The sequence below is a fragment of the Streptomyces sp. Isolate_45 genome (genome assembly GCF_024721315.2).
Taxonomy (GTDB): Bacteria; Actinomycetota; Actinomycetes; order Streptomycetales; family Streptomycetaceae; genus Streptomyces.
Window position 1 is genome coordinate 1 of record NZ_JANFAK020000032.1, and the last position, 16,201, is coordinate 16,201.

The following is a 16,201-nucleotide window of genomic DNA, read 5'->3' on the forward strand; positions in this document are numbered from 1 at the left end:
ATGTGAGTGGAGTTCAGAGGTGTCCTCTTCCTAACTCCGCCGGCCGGGGCCGACGCCAAGGCGCCGAGCGCCCCGAGCGCCGCGGGCACCCCGCAGGCCCCCACCGTGATCCGCCCGCACGTCATCCGCACCGGGACGCTCGGCATCGAGACGGCCGAGCCGCAGAAGGCCCTGGCGGCGGCCCGTACGGCGGCGGAGGGCGCGGGCGGCTACGTCGGCAACGAGTCCACCCAGCGCGGCAAGGACGGGCGGATGGCCTCGACGCTGACCCTGCGGGTGCCCGGCGAACGCTTCGACGCGGTGATCGGCGCCCTGGAGGGCGGCGGCAAGCTCCTGAACCGCAAGGTCGAGGCGCAGGACGTGACCGAGAAGGTCGCCGACGTCGACAGTCGGGTCAAGTCCCAGCAGGCCAGCGTGGCCCGGGTGCGGGAGATGATGGACAAGGCCACGGCGCTGGGCGACGTGGTCATGCTGGAGGGCGAACTGAGCCGGCGTCAGTCCGATCTGGAGTCGCTGCTGGCGCAGCAGACCGCGCTGAAGGACCAGACGTCCCTGGCCACCATCACGCTGGCCGTCTCGGAGCCCCCGCCGCCGGCGGCGGAGAAGAAGGACGGGGAGACCGGCTTCGGGGACGCGCTGGCCGCCGGGTGGTCGGTGTTCACGACGGTGGTGCGCTACCTCCTCCTCGCCCTCGCGGCGGTCCTGCCGTTCGCGGTGGCCGCGGCCCTGATCGCCCTCGGGTTCCGGGCCCACCGCAGGCTCCGGCCGGCGAAGCCGAAGCCGGTCGCGGGCCCGACGTGGGTCCCCCGCCAGGAAGGCGCCGCCCCGGCACCCGTCGCGCAGGCACCGGGTACGGCCTCCCGCCCGGACCCGGACCCGGACTCCGACGGATCCGGAACCGACCGGGAGGGCTGAGCGCGCGGGGCGCCCGTACCGTGGCCCCGTAGACGACGGCACGGAACGGGGCGGACGATGGCGACGGAACGACTGGTGGTGGTCGGCGGTGACGCGGCGGGGATGTCCGCGGCGTCACAGGCCCGGCGGATGAAGGGGCCGGCGGAGCTGGAGATCACCGCCTTCGAGCGCGGGCACTTCACCTCGTACTCCGCGTGCGGCATCCCGTACTGGATCGGCGGTCTGGTGGCCGAGCGGGACGACCTGATCGCCCGGACCCCGCAGGAGCACCGGGAGCGGGACATCGACCTGCGCACGCGCACGGAGGTCGTCGAGCTGGACCTGGCCGGGCACCGGGTCCGGGCCCGCGACCTGGACTCGGGCGCCGAGTCGTGGACCGGGTACGACAAGTTGGTCCTGGCGACGGGCGCCCGCCCGCTGCGCCCCCGGCTGCCCGGCATCGGCGCGCACGGGGTGCACGGGGTCCAGTCCCTGGACGACGGTCAGCGCCTGATGACGTCCTTGGAACGCGCCGGGGGCCGCAGGGCGGTCGTCGTCGGCGCGGGGTACATCGGCGTGGAGATGGCCGAGGCCCTGGTCGGGCGGGGCTTCGAGGTCACCGTCCTGCACCGGGGCGAGCAGCCGATGGCCACGCTCGACCCCGACATGGGCGGCCTGGTGCACAGCGCGATGAACCGGATGGGCATCCGTACGGTGGCCCGCGCCGAGGTGACGGCCGTCCTCACCGACGGGGAGGGCCGGGCCCGCGCCGTGACGACGGCCACCGGCGAGGAGTACCCGGCCGACGTGGTGGTCCTCGGCATGGGCGTGGAACCGCGCACGGCCCTGGCCCGCGCGGCGGGCCTGCCGCTGGGCCCCTCGGGCGGCATCCTGACGGACCTGTCGATGCGGGTGCGCGGCCACGAGGACGTCTGGGCGGGCGGTGACTGCGTGGAGGTCCTGGACCTGGTGGCGGGCCGCACCCGGCACATCCCGCTGGGCACGCACGCCAACAAGCACGGCCAGGTCATCGGCGCCGGCGTGGGGGGCGGCTACGCCACCTTCCCCGGGGTGGTGGGGACGGCGGTGAGCAAGGTGTGCGACCTGGAGATCGCCCGCACGGGACTGCGCGAGCGGGACGCGCTGGAGGCGGGCCTGCGCTTCGTGACGGCCACCATCACCTCGACCAACACGGCGGGCTACTACCCGGGCGCGGTGGGGATGACGGTCAAGATGCTGGCCGAGCGCCGTACGGGCCGCCTGTTGGGCGTGCAGATCGTCGGGGGCGCGGGCGCCGCGAAGCGGGTCGACGTCGCGGCCGTCGCCCTCACCGCGGGCATGACGGTGGAGCAGGTCGTCGCCCTGGACCTGGGCTACGCCCCGCCCTTCTCCCCGGTGTGGGACCCGGTCCTGGTGGCGGCCCGCAAGGCCGTCTCGGCGGTCCGGGCGGCCGTGTAGGTCGGCGGCCGCCGGGTTCCGCAAACGCCGGAGCGCCGCAGGACGGGGTCCTGCGGCGCTCCGGTGCCGCTCCGGTCGGGGCGGCGGGGGGTCAGCGGGCCGTGCGGGTGTGGACGTGTTCCACGAGGCGGGTCAGCGCGTCCGGGTCCGTGGTCGGCAGGACGCCGTGGCCGAGGTTGAAGATGTGGCCCTCCAGGCCCGCGGCGGCGGCGAGGACCTCGTCGGTCTTGGCCTCGACGGCCTCCGTGGTGGAGAACAGGACGGCGGGGTCCAGGTTGCCCTGGAGCGCCTTGCCGGGGCCGACGCGGCGGACGGCCTCGTCCAGCGGGACCCGGTAGTCGACGCCCATGACGTCCGCGCCGGCCTCGCCCATCAGGTCGAGCAGCTCGCCGGTGCCCACGCCGAAGTGGATGCGCGGGACCCCGTACGAGGCCACGGACTCCAGGACCTTCGCCGACGCCGGCATCACCGAGCGGCGGTAGTCCGCCGGGGCGAGCGCGCCGACCCAGGAGTCGAAGAGCTGGACCGCCGAGGCGCCGGCCTCGATCTGCACCTTGAGGAAGGCGGAGGTGATCTCCGCGAGCCGGTCCAGCAGCTCTGCCCAGAGCTGCGGGTCCCCGTACATCAGGGCCTTGGTGTGCTCGTGGTTCTTGGACGGTCCGCCCTCGACGAGGTAGCTCGCGAGGGTGAACGGCGCGCCGGCGAAACCGATCAACGGCGTGGAGCCCAGTTCACCCGTGAGCATGCCGATCGCCTCGGTGACGTACGAGACGTCCTCCGGAGTGAGGTCGCGCAGCTGTGCGAGGTCCTCGCGGCGGCGGATCGGCTGGGCGACGACCGGGCCGACGCCCGGCTTGATGTCCAGGTCGACGCCGATGGCCTTCAGCGGGACGACGATGTCGGAGAAGAAGATCGCCGCGTCGACGTTGTGGCGCCGCACGGGCTGCATCGTGATCTCGGTGACCAGGTCGGGACGCATGCAGGACTCCAGCATCTGCGTTCCCTCGCGCACCTTGCGGTACTCCGGAAGCGAGCGCCCCGCCTGCCGCATGAACCACACGGGGGTGTGCGGAACCGGCTCGCGCCGGCACGCCTTCAGGAAGGCGGAATCGTACGTCTGACTCGGCTGGCCCGTCGGGCGTTCGTTGGCACTCACGACCCAAATCTTCGCACGTATGAAGAAGTGCCCGACCCGGTGCGGGTGTCCCTGCGCCGCAGGGGCGCTCGTTCCGCCTAGTCTTCCCGGCATGGCTGCGGCTCAGGGACGATTTTCAGATGGCGCTGACGGTGTGGACAGCGCGAAGGAGAGCTCGGTCCCGCTCCCGTTCCGGCGGGCGGTCGACGGCTTGAGGAAGGCGCGGCTGCGCCCCGGGATCGAGATCGACCCGACGAAGCCGCCGCAAAGACTGGCGCCGTACGCCTACGCCCTGGAGGCGGCGGTCGTCGACGGCGAGGACGACCTGGCCGACGGCCGGCTGATCCTGCTCCACGACCCGTCCGGGCACGACGCCTGGCACGGGACCTTCCGGCTGGTGACGCTCGTACGGGCGGAACTGGAGCCGGAGATGGCCGCGGACCCGCTCCTCCCGGAGGTGTGCTGGTCCTGGCTGACCGGGGCACTGGACGCGCGCGGACTGATGTACGGGGAGCCGAGCGGCACCGTGACCATGGCGAGCTCCCACTACTTCGGGGGGCTCTCGGAGCGGCGGCCCGCGACCCAGATCGAGATCAGGGCCTCCTGGACGCCGCGGGAGGGGGTGGGAGGGGTGCCGGAGACCTCGGCGCACCTCGCCGCCTGGTGCGAGCTGCTGTGCCAGATCGCGGGGCTGCCCCCGGTGGGGCCCACGGACACCGTCACGGGCGTGGTGTCCCTGCCACAGCGCCGCGGTCCGCACCACCCGTAGCCGAGGGGCCCCGCGGGGCCGTCCGGCCGCAGGCGCGCGCCACGAACGACCGGTCGGGACCGTCACGGAGTGTCAGAACAGCGCATCCGTTGCGGGCTTCTGATCATCCTCTGATCGATCGTGCGTCCGAATTGCCCGAATTGTTACTCACTAAATCGTGATCATTCCCTAAAGCCGGGCGGGTGACGTGCCGAAGGAGTCAGTGACCATCCGCACGGTTCGCACCGGCTTCCTTCCCCGAGCCGGCCCGTCCCGCCACTCCCCCAGGAGGCCTAGGTGTCCGTTCTTCTCGAGCAGCCCGCAAGCCTGGTCGCCTACCGCCCGAACAAGCCGACGGCCATGGTCGTCGTGGCCGACCCGCGCGTCCGCTCCACCGTGACCCGTCATCTGTGGGCGCTCGGAGTTCGTGACGTCATCGAGGCGTCGTCCATCGCGGAGGCCCGCCCCCGCGTCGGCAGCCCGCGCGACATCTGCGTGGCCGACGTACACCTGCCCGACGGTTCCGGTCTCACCCTGCTCTCCGAGACCCGGGCCGCCGGTTGGCCGAACGGCCTGGCCCTGTCCGCCGCCGACGACATCGGCGCCGTGCGCAACGCCCTCGCGGGCGGCGTGAAGGGCTACGTCGTCACCGGTACGCGCACCAACATCGGGCTCCCCACCAGGCCCGGCGCCGCCCCCATCGGTGCCGCCGCCGCCCGCATGCACCGCCGCCCCCCGGGTGCCCCGAGCCACCCGGGCGGCTACCGCGAGCTCTCCGGCCGCGAGGTCGAGGTCCTGCGCCTCGTCGCGGAGGGCCAGTCCAACAAGGCCATCGGCGTCTCGATGGGCCTGTCCGCCCTGACCGTCAAGTCCCACCTCGCCCGGATCGCCCGCAAGCTGGGCACCGGCGACCGGGCCGGGATGGTCGCCGTCGCCCTGCGGACCGGGATCATCCACTAGGACCCCGGAGACCGTCCGCCCTTTTCCCCCTCGCGCCCGTCGACGGAACGTTCCGGCGACGGGCGCGTCACATCCACGGATACCCTTGACCGGTGACCGACGCCCAAGAGACCGCAGCAGACCTGCGCACCACCACCGGGGGCGGCCCCCCGGACGACACGGTTTCGTCCGATGGGCCGCCGATCCCCTTGCTGGAGCCCCGCGAGGGCATCCCCCCGGTCGTCGCCGACGCCGACGCGCTCGCCCGGGTGGTCGCGGCCTTCGCGGCCGGGACCGGGCCCGTGGCGGTCGACGCCGAACGCGCCTCCGGATACCGCTACGGCCAGCGCGCCTACCTGGTGCAACTGCGCCGCGAGGGGGCCGGCTCCGCGCTGATCGACCCGGTGGGCTGCCCCGACCTCTCCTCCTTGGGCGAGGCCTTGTCCGGCACCGAGTGGATCCTGCACGCGGCCACCCAGGACCTGCCGTGCCTGCGCGAAATAGGCATGACACCCACCTCCCTGTTCGACACCGAGCTCGCGGGCCGACTGGCCGGCTTCCCCCGCGTCGGGCTCGGGGCCATGGTCGAGAGCGTTCTCGGCTACGTGCTGGAGAAGGGCCACTCCGCCGTCGACTGGTCCACCCGCCCGCTCCCCGAGCCCTGGCTGCGCTACGCGGCCCTGGACGTGGAGCTGCTGGTGGACCTGCGGGACGCGCTGGAGAAGGAGCTGGACCGGCAGGGCAAGCTGGAGTGGGCCCACCAGGAGTTCGACGCCATCGCCTCCGCCCCGCCCGCGCCGCCCCGCAAGGACCCGTGGCGCCGCACCTCCGGCATGCACAAGGTGCGCCGGCGCCGGCAGATGGCCGTCGTACGGGAGCTGTGGGAGTCCCGCGACAAGATCGCCCAGCGCCGGGACGTGTCGCCCGGCAAGGTGCTCGGTGACGCGGCGATCGTCGAGGCCGCCCTGGCCCTTCCGGCGAACGTGCACGCGCTCTCGGCCCTGCCCGGGTACGGGCAGCGGATGGGTCGGCGCCAACTGGACCAGTGGATGGCCGCCGTGGACCGGGCGAAGGCCCTGCCCGAGAACGAGCTGCCGCAGCCCGGGGCCAGCCCGGCGGGCCCGCCGCCGCCGCGTTCCTGGGCGGACAAGGACCCGGCCGCCGCGGCCCGGCTGTCGGCCGCCCGTACGGCCGTCTCCGCGCTCGCCGAGGGGCTGAACCTGCCCCAGGAGAACCTGATCACCCCGGACACCGTGCGCCGGCTGTGCTGGGAGCCGCCGCAGCGGCTGGACACCGGCACGGTGACCGAGGCCCTCACGGGCCACGGCGCCCGCCCCTGGCAGATCGAGCAGGTCACCGCGGCCCTCGTCACGGCCCTCGCGGCCACCGACTGAGCCCGCCACTCCGCGAAAGCCCCCGGCCGTCGGCCGGGGGCTTTTTGTTACGCGGCCATGACACGTCGCACCTTTTGAACACGCTCAACAATCGCTAACTTCTTGAACATGATCAAAACTCGGAGCACGAGCGGAACCACGTACACGGCATGGGTCGAGGAGTTCGAGGCCGAGCGGGAGCGCCGGGCGGCGCTGGGGGACCCCGACTGGGCGCGAGGGGCGCGGCTGCCCGTCGAGATCGTCCGTAGCGTCCAGAAGTTCCAGGTCGGCGAGGACGGCGACGGCGCCGCGCTCACCGGCAAGGCGGACCGCGCGGGCGACGACCCGTACGCCGCGGCGGTGCGGCTGTTCATCGCCGAGGAGCAGAACCACGCGCGGATGCTCGCCCTGCTGCTGGCGGCCGGCGGCGCGGGAACCCTGGACGGGCACTGGAGCGACGCCGCGTTCGTGCGCCTGCGCCGACTGATGGGGCTGAAGCTGGAACTGCTCGTCCTGATGGTCGCCGAGGTGGTGTCGCTGCGTTACTACCGGGCGCTGCGCGACGGCAGCCCCGACCCGCTCGCCTCGGAGGTCGCGCGCCGACTGCTGGCGGACGAGGAACGACACGTCCCCTTCCACTGCCGCCGCCTGAACGAGGGCCTGGCCCCGCTCCCCCGGCCCGCGCGACGGGCGGTGACCGCGGGCTGGCGGGTGCTGCTCGCGGGGGCGGCCGTCGTGGTGGCCGTCGACCACGGCCCGGCGCTGCGCGCCCTGGGGGTCGGGCGCCGCGCCTTCGTCGCGGACGTGCTGCGCTCCTCGGCCGTCATGGCCTCGGCCATGGTCGACGGGCCCGTGGCGGAGCCGGTGGCGGGACACCTCGCGGTGTGACCTTCGCCGCTCCTCGGGGAGGGGGTGTGCACATTGGTTACCCACAAGTAGCATGGGCCGGGTGAGCGGGCGCTCAGGACCACGTCCCGGGCCGCCCCCGCGCAGCAGTGCACACCCGCACCTGGAGGAGAGCCAACGTGCCTCGTACCGTCAGGGACGTCGTCTTCGTCGACGGCGTCCGCACCCCGTTCGGCAAGGCGGGCCCGAAGGGCATCTACCACGAGACCCGCGCCGACGACCTCGTCGTGAAGGCGATCCGGGAGCTGCTGCGCCGCAACCCGGACCTGGACCCCAAGAAGATCGACGAGGTCGCCATCGCCGCGACCACGCAGATCGGCGACCAGGGCCTCACGCTGGGCCGTACGGCCGGCATCCTCGCGGGCCTCCCGCAGTCCGTACCGGGCTACTCCATCGACCGCATGTGCGCCGGCGCGCTGACCGCCGTGACCGCCGTCGCGGGCGGTGTGGCCTTCGGTGCCTACGACGTCGCCCTCGCGGGCGGTGTCGAGCACATGGGCCGTCACCCCATGGGCGAGGGCGTGGACCCGAACCCGCGCTTCGTCTCCGAGAAGCTGGTCGACGAGTCCGCCCTGTTCATGGGCATGACCGCCGAGAACCTGCACGACCGGTACCCGACGATCACCAAGCTCCGCGCCGACGAGTACGCCGTGCGCTCGCAGGAGAAGGCCGCGAAGGCGTACGCCGACGGCAAGATCCAGCAGGACCTGGTCCCGATCTCGGTGCGCAACACCAACGAGGCGGCCGGTGAGACGGGCTGGGGCCTGGTCACCACCGACGAGCCGATGCGCCCGGGCACCACGCTGGAGAACCTGGCCGGTCTGAAGACCCCGTTCCGGGTGCACGGCAACGTGACCGCGGGCAACGCCGCCGGTCTCAACGACGGTGCCACCGCCGCGATCATCGCGTCCGAGGACTTCGCCCGGGAGAACAACCTCCCGGTCAAGATGCGCCTGGTCTCCTACTCCTTCGCGGGTGTCGAGCCGGAGGTCATGGGCTACGGCCCGATCCCGGCGACCGAGAAGGCCCTGGCCCAGGCCGGTCTGACGATCGACGACATCGGCCTGTTCGAGGTCAACGAGGCCTTCGCCGTGCAGGTGCTGGCCTTCCTGGAGCACTACGGCATCGCCGACGACGACGCCCGCGTGAACCAGTACGGCGGCGCCATCGCGTTCGGCCACCCGCTGGCCTCCTCCGGCGTCCGCCTGATGAACCAGCTGGCCCGCCAGTTCGAGGAGCAGCCGCACGTCCGCTACGGCCTGACCACCATGTGCGTCGGCTTCGGCATGGGCGCCACGGTCATCTGGGAGAACCCGAACTTCAACGCCGAGGGAGACTCCAAGTGAGCACCACCGCTGAGCTCCTGAAGGGCGCGGCCGAGCTGTTCCCGGACGAGGTCGTCACGTCCGCGCACGTCCGTCACCTGGACCTGCCGTTCGGCGCCGGGCGCTTCGCGCTCGTCACGCTGGACAACGGCTTCGACCACACCAAGCCGACCACCTTCGGCCCGCAGTCCCTCGCCAACCTGAACGCGGCGATCGACCAGGTCGAGCAGGAGGCCACCGCCGGCACCATCGTCGGCGCGGGCATCACCGGCAAGCCGTTCATCTTCGCGGTCGGCGCCGACCTCAAGGGCGTCGAGCTGCTGAAGAAGCACGACGAGGCGCTCGCCATCGGCAAGGGCGGACACGACGTCTTCAAGCGTCTGGCGGCCCTCGCGGTCCCGACCTTCGCCTACTACAACGGCGCGGCGATGGGCGGCGGTGTCGAGGTCGGTCTGCACTGCACCTACCGCACCGTCTCGAAGGCCATCCCGGCGTTCTCGCTGCCCGAGGTCTTCCTCGGTCTGGTTCCGGGCTGGGGCGGCTGCGCCCTGCTGCCGAACCTGATCGGCGCGGAGCGCGCGGTCTCGGTCATCATCGAGAACTCGCTGAACCAGAACCGCCAGCTCAAGGGCAAGCAGGTCTTCGAGCTCGGCATCGCCGACGCCCTCTTCGAGGGTGCGGACTTCCTGGAGCAGTCGCTCCTGTGGACCGCGAACGTCCTGAACGGCACCACCGAGGTCGTCCGCGCGGACATCGACCGCGGCGAGGGCTGGGACGCGGCCGTCGCCAAGGGCCGCGCCGTCGCCGACTCCAAGGTGCACGGCGCCGCTCCGGCCGCCTACCGCGCGCTGGACATCATCGCCGCGGCCAAGGACGGCGACCTGCAGGCCGGCTTCGACGCCGAGGACACCGCGCTCGCGGACCTCATCATGGGCGGCGAGCTGCGCTCGGGCATCTACGCCTTCAACCTGGTCCAGAAGCGCGCCAAGCGCCCGGCCGGTGCCCCGGACAAGTCCCTGGCCCGTCCGGTCACCAAGGTCGGCGTCGTCGGCGCGGGCCTGATGGCCTCCCAGCTGGCGCTGCTGTTCCTGCGCCGCCTGGAGGTGCCGGTGGTCCTCACCGACATCGACCAGGAGCGCGTGGACAAGGGCGTGGGCTACGTCCGCGCCGAGATCGAGAAGCTGCTCGGCAAGGGCCGCATCAACCAGGACAAGGCGAACCGCCTGACCGCCCTGGTCAGCGGTGTCCTGGACAAGGCCGAGGGCTTCGCGGACGCGGACTTCATCATCGAGGCCGTGTTCGAGGAGATGTCCGTCAAGCAGAAGGTGTTCGCGGAGGTCGAGGCGGTCGCCCCGGCGCACGCGATCCTCGCCACCAACACCTCCTCGCTGTCGGTCTCCGAGATGGCCTCGAAGCTCCAGCACCCCGAGCGCGTGGTCGGCTTCCACTTCTTCAACCCGGTCGCGATCCTCCCGCTGCTGGAGATCGTCCGCGGTGAGCAGACCGACGACGCCTCGCTCGCCACGGCGTTCGGTGTGGCCCGGAAGCTGAAGAAGACCGCGGTCCTGACGAAGGACGCCCCGGCGTTCGTCGTGAACCGCATCCTGACCCGCTTCATGGGTGAGATCCAGAACGTCATCGACGAGGGCACCCCGGTGGTCACCGCCGAGAAGGCCATCGAGCCGCTCGGCCTGCCGATGTCCCCGCTGGTGCTGCTGGAGCTCGTCGGCCCGGCGATCGGTCTGCACGTCTCCGAGACCCTGAACCGCGCCTTCCCGGAGCGCTTCACCGTCTCCCCGAACCTGGCGGCCGTGGTCAAGGCCGGCAAGCGCGGCTTCTACGTCTACTCCGCCGAGAACGGTTTCAAGCCGGAGCTGGACCCCGAGGTCGCCGCGCTGCTGGTCCAGGGCGACTCCGTCCTGACCGAGCAGCAGGTCCGCGACCGCGTCCTTGACGCGGTGGCGCAGGAGATCGGCCTGATGCTGGAGGAGGGTGTCGTGGCCGAGGCCCAGGACATCGACCTCTGCCTCATCACCGGTGCGGGCTGGCCCTTCCACCTGGGCGGCATCACGCCGTACCTGGACCGTGAGGGCGTTTCGGAGCGGGTGAACGGCAAGAAGTTCCTCGCCCCGGGCGTGGCGAGCGTTCCCGCGTAACACCTGGTCGTAGTGGAAAGGGCCCGTCCGCACCTCGGTGCGGACGGGCCCTTTCGCGTGCGCGGCCCGCGCTACTTGCGGCCGGGGCGGCCGTTCTTGACCAGACGCCGGGCGGCCGGCGAATCGGGGTTGAGGCTCAGCGCCTTCCCGGCGGCCTGGCGACGCAGTTCGTCACCGGGCTTGCCGAGTTTCGCGGCGGTCTCCGAGATCCGCAGCCACACCAGCGCGCGCCCGCTGCCGGCCGAGATCTCCACGGCCCGCTTCAGGCGCCGCTTGGCCTGGTCGGTCTCCTTGCGGCGGATGTGCGCCTGGGCCATGCCGATGAGCAGGTCGAGGTTCTCGTGCTCGGCGAGCAGCCGGGCGCCGACCTCCAGGACGCCCCGGTCGTCCTTCGCCTCGACGAGCGAGGCGAAGCCGCTGAGGGTGATGTCGGTGAAGGGGACGTCGTCCGGCTCGTTGCGGTCCCGGCTGCCGCGGAAGGTCCAGCCCTTGCCCTTGCGCCACTTCCAGGTGCGGGGGCCGGGCAGGTCCAACCGGGTCCGGGTGCGTTCGTTGAAGTGCATGGACAGCTCGGGGCGGCCCTCCCACTGGTCGACGGCCGCGGCGACGTACTCCTCGGCGACCGGGCGCAGGAAGGCGTACCGCTTGGGCTGCATGCAGTAGCCGACGGCCTGGACGTACGGGGTGACCTCCGCCCGGATGTGTCCGACGTCCAGCACCCGGTCGGCCTGGTGGCCGGTCGGCACCTCCAGGTCGGGCAGCAGGGCGTGGGTGAGGGTCGCGGGGATGCGGTTGCTGTTGGCGTACGGGCGCATCCTGCGGATCACCTCCAGGGCGCCGATCTGCGCGACGGGGATCCCGTAGAGCGCGCGGGCGGTGAACAGGCCGGTGGAGAAGCAGCCGATCACCTGGCGGGGGGCCAGGTACTCGAAGACCGTCTCGGCGAGGACGGGAACGTCCAGGACGAGGAAGGCGACCCCGGCCTCCCGGGCGGCGAGGCCGAGGGTGTCGGCGAGGCTGGACGGGGCGCTGGGGTGCGGCTTGAAGACCACCGAGGTGAAGCCGAGCCGGAGCGCGTTGCGGAACATCCGCAGGTGCAGGTCCTCTTCCTCCTCCTCGGTGAGGATGCCGAGGGGGCTGAGGTACTGGCCGAGGAGGACCGCGGTGTCGGGACCGTTGCGGGCGAGCCGTGGCGGGATCACCCGGTCGAGGATGGCTCGGCACTCGTCGGTGACCTCCGCCATCAGCTTGAGGACGGCCGCGGTGTGCACGGGTTGCGAGGGGATGCCGTACTCGGTGAGGAGCATGGGCAGCAGGGTGGGGACCAGGTCCAGGTAGAGGACCTGGGTGATCCGGCCGTGGATCGTGCGGGGGAGGTCGTTGCGGGTGGGGCCGTAGCTCATGACCCCGTCGGCGTACACGGCCAGCGTGGCGTCCGAGAAGATCTTGCAGAGCGTCTGTGCGGGTTTGACCTGGATCGATTCGACGACGAGTTCCAGGGGGCCGGGGCGGATGCCCATCTTCTCCGCCATGACGGTGCGCCAGAGCGGGGCGTCCTCGTCGCGCGGGGCCCACAGCGCCGGGTGGAAGGGGTAGATGAGGTCGTTCCAGTAGACGACGCGGTGGAAGCGCGCGAGCACGGCGGCGGCGCCCGGCATGTGGTGCAGGGGCGTCGCGACCTCGGGGATCTCGACGTTGTTGCACACCAGCAGGACGCGTTCGCGGTCGTCCCGGCCGAGCTGGCCGGCGTCTATCGCGGCGGCCACGGTCATGGCGCCGTAGAGGGTGGAGGCGGCGAATATGCGGGTCATCGGGCGGCGGCGCCCTCGTGCCGGGCCATCAGTGCCCTGAGCTTGTTCACGCGTCCGGAGTCCATTCCCGCCAACGTTCCCTCGACGACGTCCTGGGGCAGGTCCCACAGGATCCGGGCGCCGCGTTCCCTCAGCAGTTCGCGGGTGGCTTCCTCGTACGACTCGGCGCGGTCCATGTGAATGACGATGAGCGCGCACAGGGTTCGCATCGCCTTGAACGACAGTTCATATCCGCGCGGATGGCGTGCCAACTCCTCGAAAATCAGCCGGAAAGCCGGGAGGAAGTCGAGCTGGCGTTCGTCCGGGGCCTTGGTGAGGGAAGTCGACACGTCGCGGCGGTAGAAGACGCCGTGGAGGTCGACGACGCCGAATGAGTCGGTCCGCAGGTGGAGCTTGTAGAACCAGGGCCGGTCCTCGGCGGTCCGCAGGCTCTCGTCGAAGTAGAGCGCGTCGACGTCGAGGAGGCGCCGGCGGTCGTAGACGCCCGCCCAGGACTGGGGGTAGTCCATGAAGGTCGAGGCGTCCACGGGGCCTATCCAGTCCACGGGATTCAGTGGAAGGGCCCGGGGGGCGAGCGGCGCCATGACTATCTTGCGCTTCCTGCCGTAGACCCGAACGTGGCCGGTGCGCAGGAAGTCGACTCCCGATTGGCTCATCCAGCCGACCAGTTGGGCGAGATATCCGGGGGCGTACCAGTCGTCACCGTCGAGGAAGGTGAAGAACCGGCCGCGGGCGGCCGCGAGTCCGATGTTCCGGGTGGCCGATATCCCCAGGTTCTGCTGATTACTGATCAGTACCGCGCCAGGAATGCGCGGCACCATCTCGCGCAGGATCTCCGAAGTCCCGTCGGTGGAAGCGTCGTCCACGACGATGAACTCGAAATCCTCCCGGGCATTCAGCACCAAGGACTTGAGCGCCGTCCGGCAGTAGTCTCGGACATCACACATCGCGACGATTACCGAAAGGGTCACCATCGGAGGCACTCACCTTCTCCCCATTTTCAACACACTTCTCCGGAAGGGTTCCCGCGCGGGCCGTCGGCGCGACCCTCCAGCCTACGTTCGAGTAACAGGTCGCCATCATGACAGAACCACTCGGAAGCCCCGTACGGGCGTCCCGGTGTGACGTACAACTCCCCAGGCCGTCGAGGCCTATTCGTGACGTGTAAGGCTCGGATCAGCATGTAAGGTCTAACGGACCGCTCGGCAATCCGCCCTGTGTCCGCGCCCAGCTGCGGCTATCCCGACGGCAGTTGGGCCCGACCGACCGACCCAGGAATCACCAGTGCGCATCCACGTGCTCGCAGACTCCGACACCCGCTGGAAATGGGGCGCGGGTCTGGCGGTGGGACTGGCACCTGGCAGCGAGGTCCACGCCCACATGCTGCGCGGCCGCAGCACGCCGACGGCACGGCAGCTCGCGGAAGTCGGCATCTCCCCCGCCTCCCTCAGCGAGGTCACCCTGGCGGGCTTCGCGGCGGCTCCGGAACTCGACGAGGCGGATCTGATCATCCTGGGCACCGTCGGCGGCGCGACGCACGCGGCCCTGCACGCGCTCGCCCGCCGCTTCCGCACCGCCCGACGCCGGCCGATCCTGATGACCGGTTACGTCGGCGTCGTCTACGAGAAGATGGCCGACGGGCTGCTCCTGCGAGCGGGCGCCGACATCATTCTCGCCAACAGCCCTTTCGACCGGCGCCGGTTCGGGGACATATTCGAACCCCTGGGAATTCCCACGTCCTGCATCGTCCAGACCGCGCTCCCCTTTCTCGACCAGCGGCCCTACGACGCGAACCGCACGCACGCCCAACATCCCTATACGGTCTGCTTCGCCGTCCAGCCGTCCGTACCCGCCGACCGAAATGGCCGCCTCTACATGCTGCGCCGGGCGATATCCCACGCGCGACTGCGCCCGGGACGCGACGTACTCGTCAAACTCCGCAGCAAACCGGGCGAGGCGACCACTCACGTGGAAGCCCACCACTACCAGGCCCTCGCGGAACAACTCGAAGAACCGCTGCCGCCCAATCTGCATTTCGTGTACGGCAACATGTCGGAAACCCTGGACCGCACGGACCTGCTGGTCACCGTCAGTTCCACCGCCGCCCTCGAATCCATGCACCGGGGCATGCCGACCGCCATATTGAGCGATCTCGGCGTGCGCGAGGTTCATGGAAACCACTATTTCGCCGCTTCCGGATGCGTCACCGACTGGACGGCCATAGACGAGGGCGCCGCCCCCCTCGCCCACGAATCCTGGACCACCGACCAGGGAATACGGTCCGTCGATCCGTACGGGGAACTCCGCACCCGGATCGACGAATTGTGGGGCATTCCGTTGCCGCCCATCACCCCCTACTACACGGCGGAGAGCGCCCCCGAATACGTCGGTACGCTGTTGCGCCGCAGGGGCCTCGACCCGGACGGCTCCCCCGGCGCGGGAGCCCTGACGCGCACCGCCGGCCCGATGCGGCGCACCTCCCGCCGCGTGCTGAAGGTCGCCTACCGGTTCGGGGTCCAGCGGGTGGCCCCGAAGATCCAGCAGTGGGGCGGCGTATGAACCGCGCCCGCCCGCGCACCCCGTCCGTACCGACGGCCACACCCGCGGCCACACCCTCGGCCGACCCCACCGCCGTACCCGTACCCGTGGCCGTCCCGGTCGCCGCACCCCAGGGGAAGAACCCGTGAACGTCACCGCCGTCATACCCGCCCGGGGCGGCTCCAAGGGCATCCCCGGCAAGAACGTCGCCGAGGTCGGCGGCGTGCCCCTGGTCGCCCGGGCCGTGCTGGCCTGCCGCGGCGCCGCGCACGTGACCCGGGTCGTGGTGTCCACCGACGACGCCGCCATCGCGGCCGCCGCCCGGGAGGCCGGCGCCGACGTCGTCGAACGGCCCGCGGAACTGGGTTCCGACCTGGCCTCCAGCGAGTCCGCCCTGCTGCACGCCCTGGACTGTCTGGAGGAGCGGCACGCGGAGGCCGTCGGCGTACTGGTCTTCGTCCAGTGCACCAGCCCGTTCGTGACCTCCGAGGAGGTCGACGAGACCGTCCTGGCCGTCCTGCGGGACGGCGCCGACTCCGCCTTCACCGCCGTCCCCTTCCACGGGTTCCTGTGGGGCACCGAAGCCGCCGCCGGCTCCCCCACCGGTCCCGGCCACCGCGCGCACGGCGTCAACCACGACAGTTCCGTACGCCTGCGCCGCCAGGACCGCACCCCCGAGTACCTGGAGTCGGGCGCCGTCTACGCCATGCGGGCCGACGGCTTCCGCCGCCACGGCCACCGCTTCTTCGGCCGGACCCAGCTCGTCCCCACGGCCCCGGAGCGGGCCATCGAGATCGACGAGCCCGGCGACCTCGCCCGTGCCCGTTCCCTCGCTCCCCTGCTCGACGCGCCACGGGGCGCACCACGGGTACCGGCCCCGCCAGTACCCCCTCAGCACATCGGAAAGGAACTCTGAAC

14 protein-coding genes are annotated in these 16,201 nt (G+C 71.6%); 11 read left to right on the plus strand and 3 right to left on the minus strand.

Features of this window, described 5'->3' with window-relative positions:
- The first annotated feature begins 105 nt into the window (after nucleotides 1-105).
- Together NOD94_RS13125 and NOD94_RS13130 are read left to right on the plus strand one after the other, a co-directional pair.
- Complete coding sequence (locus NOD94_RS13125; protein WP_281206050.1) at nucleotides 106-915, plus strand: DUF4349 domain-containing protein; 810 nt, start codon at nucleotides 106-108, stop codon at nucleotides 913-915.
- A 57-nt stretch (nucleotides 916-972) separates the two neighbouring features.
- Nucleotides 973-2,352, plus strand: coding sequence for an FAD-dependent oxidoreductase (locus tag NOD94_RS13130; protein WP_281206051.1), 1,380 nt, complete (start codon nucleotides 973-975; stop codon nucleotides 2,350-2,352).
- Nucleotides 2,353-2,443: 91 nt separating this feature from the next.
- Here the strand turns inward: NOD94_RS13130 and hemE are convergent, their stop codons facing one another.
- Nucleotides 2,444-3,508, minus strand: coding sequence for a uroporphyrinogen decarboxylase (gene hemE / locus NOD94_RS13135; protein WP_281206052.1), 1,065 nt, complete (start codon nucleotides 3,506-3,508; stop codon nucleotides 2,444-2,446).
- Nucleotides 3,509-3,599: 91 nt separating this feature from the next.
- Between hemE and NOD94_RS13140 the strand changes: the two genes are divergently transcribed.
- From NOD94_RS13140 to NOD94_RS13165, 6 genes are all read left to right on the plus strand, one after another.
- Nucleotides 3,600-4,256 (plus strand): DUF3000 domain-containing protein, encoded by a 657-nt coding sequence (locus tag NOD94_RS13140; RefSeq protein WP_281206053.1) that lies wholly within the window; start codon nucleotides 3,600-3,602, stop codon nucleotides 4,254-4,256.
- A 276-nt stretch (nucleotides 4,257-4,532) separates the two neighbouring features.
- A complete protein-coding gene (locus NOD94_RS13145; protein WP_007267191.1) occupies nucleotides 4,533-5,195 on the plus strand; it encodes a response regulator transcription factor in 663 nt (220 codons plus the stop codon).
- Between the two features lie 92 nt (nucleotides 5,196-5,287).
- Complete coding sequence (locus NOD94_RS13150; RefSeq protein WP_281206054.1) at nucleotides 5,288-6,568, plus strand: ribonuclease D; 1,281 nt, start codon at nucleotides 5,288-5,290, stop codon at nucleotides 6,566-6,568.
- Between the two features lie 108 nt (nucleotides 6,569-6,676).
- Nucleotides 6,677-7,435: a ferritin-like domain-containing protein gene (locus NOD94_RS13155; RefSeq protein ID WP_281206055.1), complete on the plus strand. Its 759-nt coding sequence runs from the start codon at nucleotides 6,677-6,679 to the stop codon at nucleotides 7,433-7,435.
- A 137-nt stretch (nucleotides 7,436-7,572) separates the two neighbouring features.
- Nucleotides 7,573-8,799 (plus strand): acetyl-CoA C-acyltransferase, encoded by a 1,227-nt coding sequence (locus tag NOD94_RS13160; RefSeq protein WP_281206056.1) that lies wholly within the window; start codon nucleotides 7,573-7,575, stop codon nucleotides 8,797-8,799.
- Nucleotides 8,796-10,934, plus strand: a complete 2,139-nt coding sequence (locus NOD94_RS13165) for a 3-hydroxyacyl-CoA dehydrogenase NAD-binding domain-containing protein (protein ID WP_281206057.1) — start codon at nucleotides 8,796-8,798, stop codon at nucleotides 10,932-10,934. The genes NOD94_RS13160 and NOD94_RS13165 overlap by 4 nt, the downstream gene beginning before the upstream one ends.
- A gap of 71 nt (nucleotides 10,935-11,005) precedes the next feature.
- On the opposite strand, the gene NOD94_RS13170 is transcribed toward NOD94_RS13165, so the two are convergent.
- Together NOD94_RS13170 and NOD94_RS13175 are read right to left on the minus strand one after the other, a co-directional pair.
- On the minus strand, nucleotides 11,006-12,745 hold the full coding sequence (locus NOD94_RS13170; protein ID WP_281206058.1) for a polysialyltransferase family glycosyltransferase: 1,740 nt from the start codon (nucleotides 12,743-12,745) through the stop codon (nucleotides 11,006-11,008).
- Nucleotides 12,742-13,719 carry a glycosyltransferase family 2 protein gene (locus NOD94_RS13175; RefSeq protein WP_281206059.1) on the minus strand — a complete coding sequence of 326 codons (978 nt, stop codon included), beginning with the start codon at nucleotides 13,717-13,719 and terminating at the stop codon, nucleotides 12,742-12,744. The genes NOD94_RS13170 and NOD94_RS13175 overlap by 4 nt, the downstream gene beginning before the upstream one ends.
- Nucleotides 13,720-14,029: 310 nt before the next feature.
- Between NOD94_RS13175 and NOD94_RS13180 the strand changes: the two genes are divergently transcribed.
- Genes NOD94_RS13180 through NOD94_RS13190 form a run of 3 tightly spaced genes read left to right on the plus strand, consistent with a single transcriptional unit; the run spans nucleotide 14,030 to nucleotide 16,199 of the window.
- Nucleotides 14,030-15,304 carry a DUF6716 putative glycosyltransferase gene (locus tag NOD94_RS13180; protein ID WP_281206060.1) on the plus strand — a complete coding sequence of 425 codons (1,275 nt, stop codon included), beginning with the start codon at nucleotides 14,030-14,032 and terminating at the stop codon, nucleotides 15,302-15,304.
- Nucleotides 15,301-15,432 (plus strand): hypothetical protein, encoded by a 132-nt coding sequence (locus NOD94_RS13185; RefSeq protein WP_281206061.1) that lies wholly within the window; start codon nucleotides 15,301-15,303, stop codon nucleotides 15,430-15,432. Before NOD94_RS13180 ends, NOD94_RS13185 begins: the two co-directional genes overlap by 4 nt.
- Nucleotides 15,429-16,199, plus strand: a complete 771-nt coding sequence (locus tag NOD94_RS13190; RefSeq protein ID WP_281206062.1) for an acylneuraminate cytidylyltransferase family protein — start codon at nucleotides 15,429-15,431, stop codon at nucleotides 16,197-16,199. Before NOD94_RS13185 ends, NOD94_RS13190 begins: the two co-directional genes overlap by 4 nt.
- Nucleotides 16,200-16,201 lie beyond the last annotated feature (2 nt).

Bases quoted from the DNA above. Each gene is read 5' to 3' on its own strand.
- NOD94_RS13130 (WP_281206051.1), top strand. From the start codon at position 973: ATGGCGACGGAACGACTGGTGGTGGTCGGCGGTGACGCGGCGGGGATG.
- NOD94_RS13140 (WP_281206053.1), top strand. From the start codon at position 3,600: ATGGCTGCGGCTCAGGGACGATTTTCAGATGGCGCTGACGGTGTGGAC.
- NOD94_RS13155 (WP_281206055.1), top strand. From the start codon at position 6,677: ATGATCAAAACTCGGAGCACGAGCGGAACCACGTACACGGCATGGGTC.
- NOD94_RS13170 (WP_281206058.1), bottom strand. From the start codon at position 12,745: ATGACCCGCATATTCGCCGCCTCCACCCTCTACGGCGCCATGACCGTG.
- NOD94_RS13175 (WP_281206059.1), bottom strand. From the start codon at position 13,719: ATGGTGACCCTTTCGGTAATCGTCGCGATGTGTGATGTCCGAGACTAC.
- NOD94_RS13185 (WP_281206061.1), top strand. From the start codon at position 15,301: ATGAACCGCGCCCGCCCGCGCACCCCGTCCGTACCGACGGCCACACCC.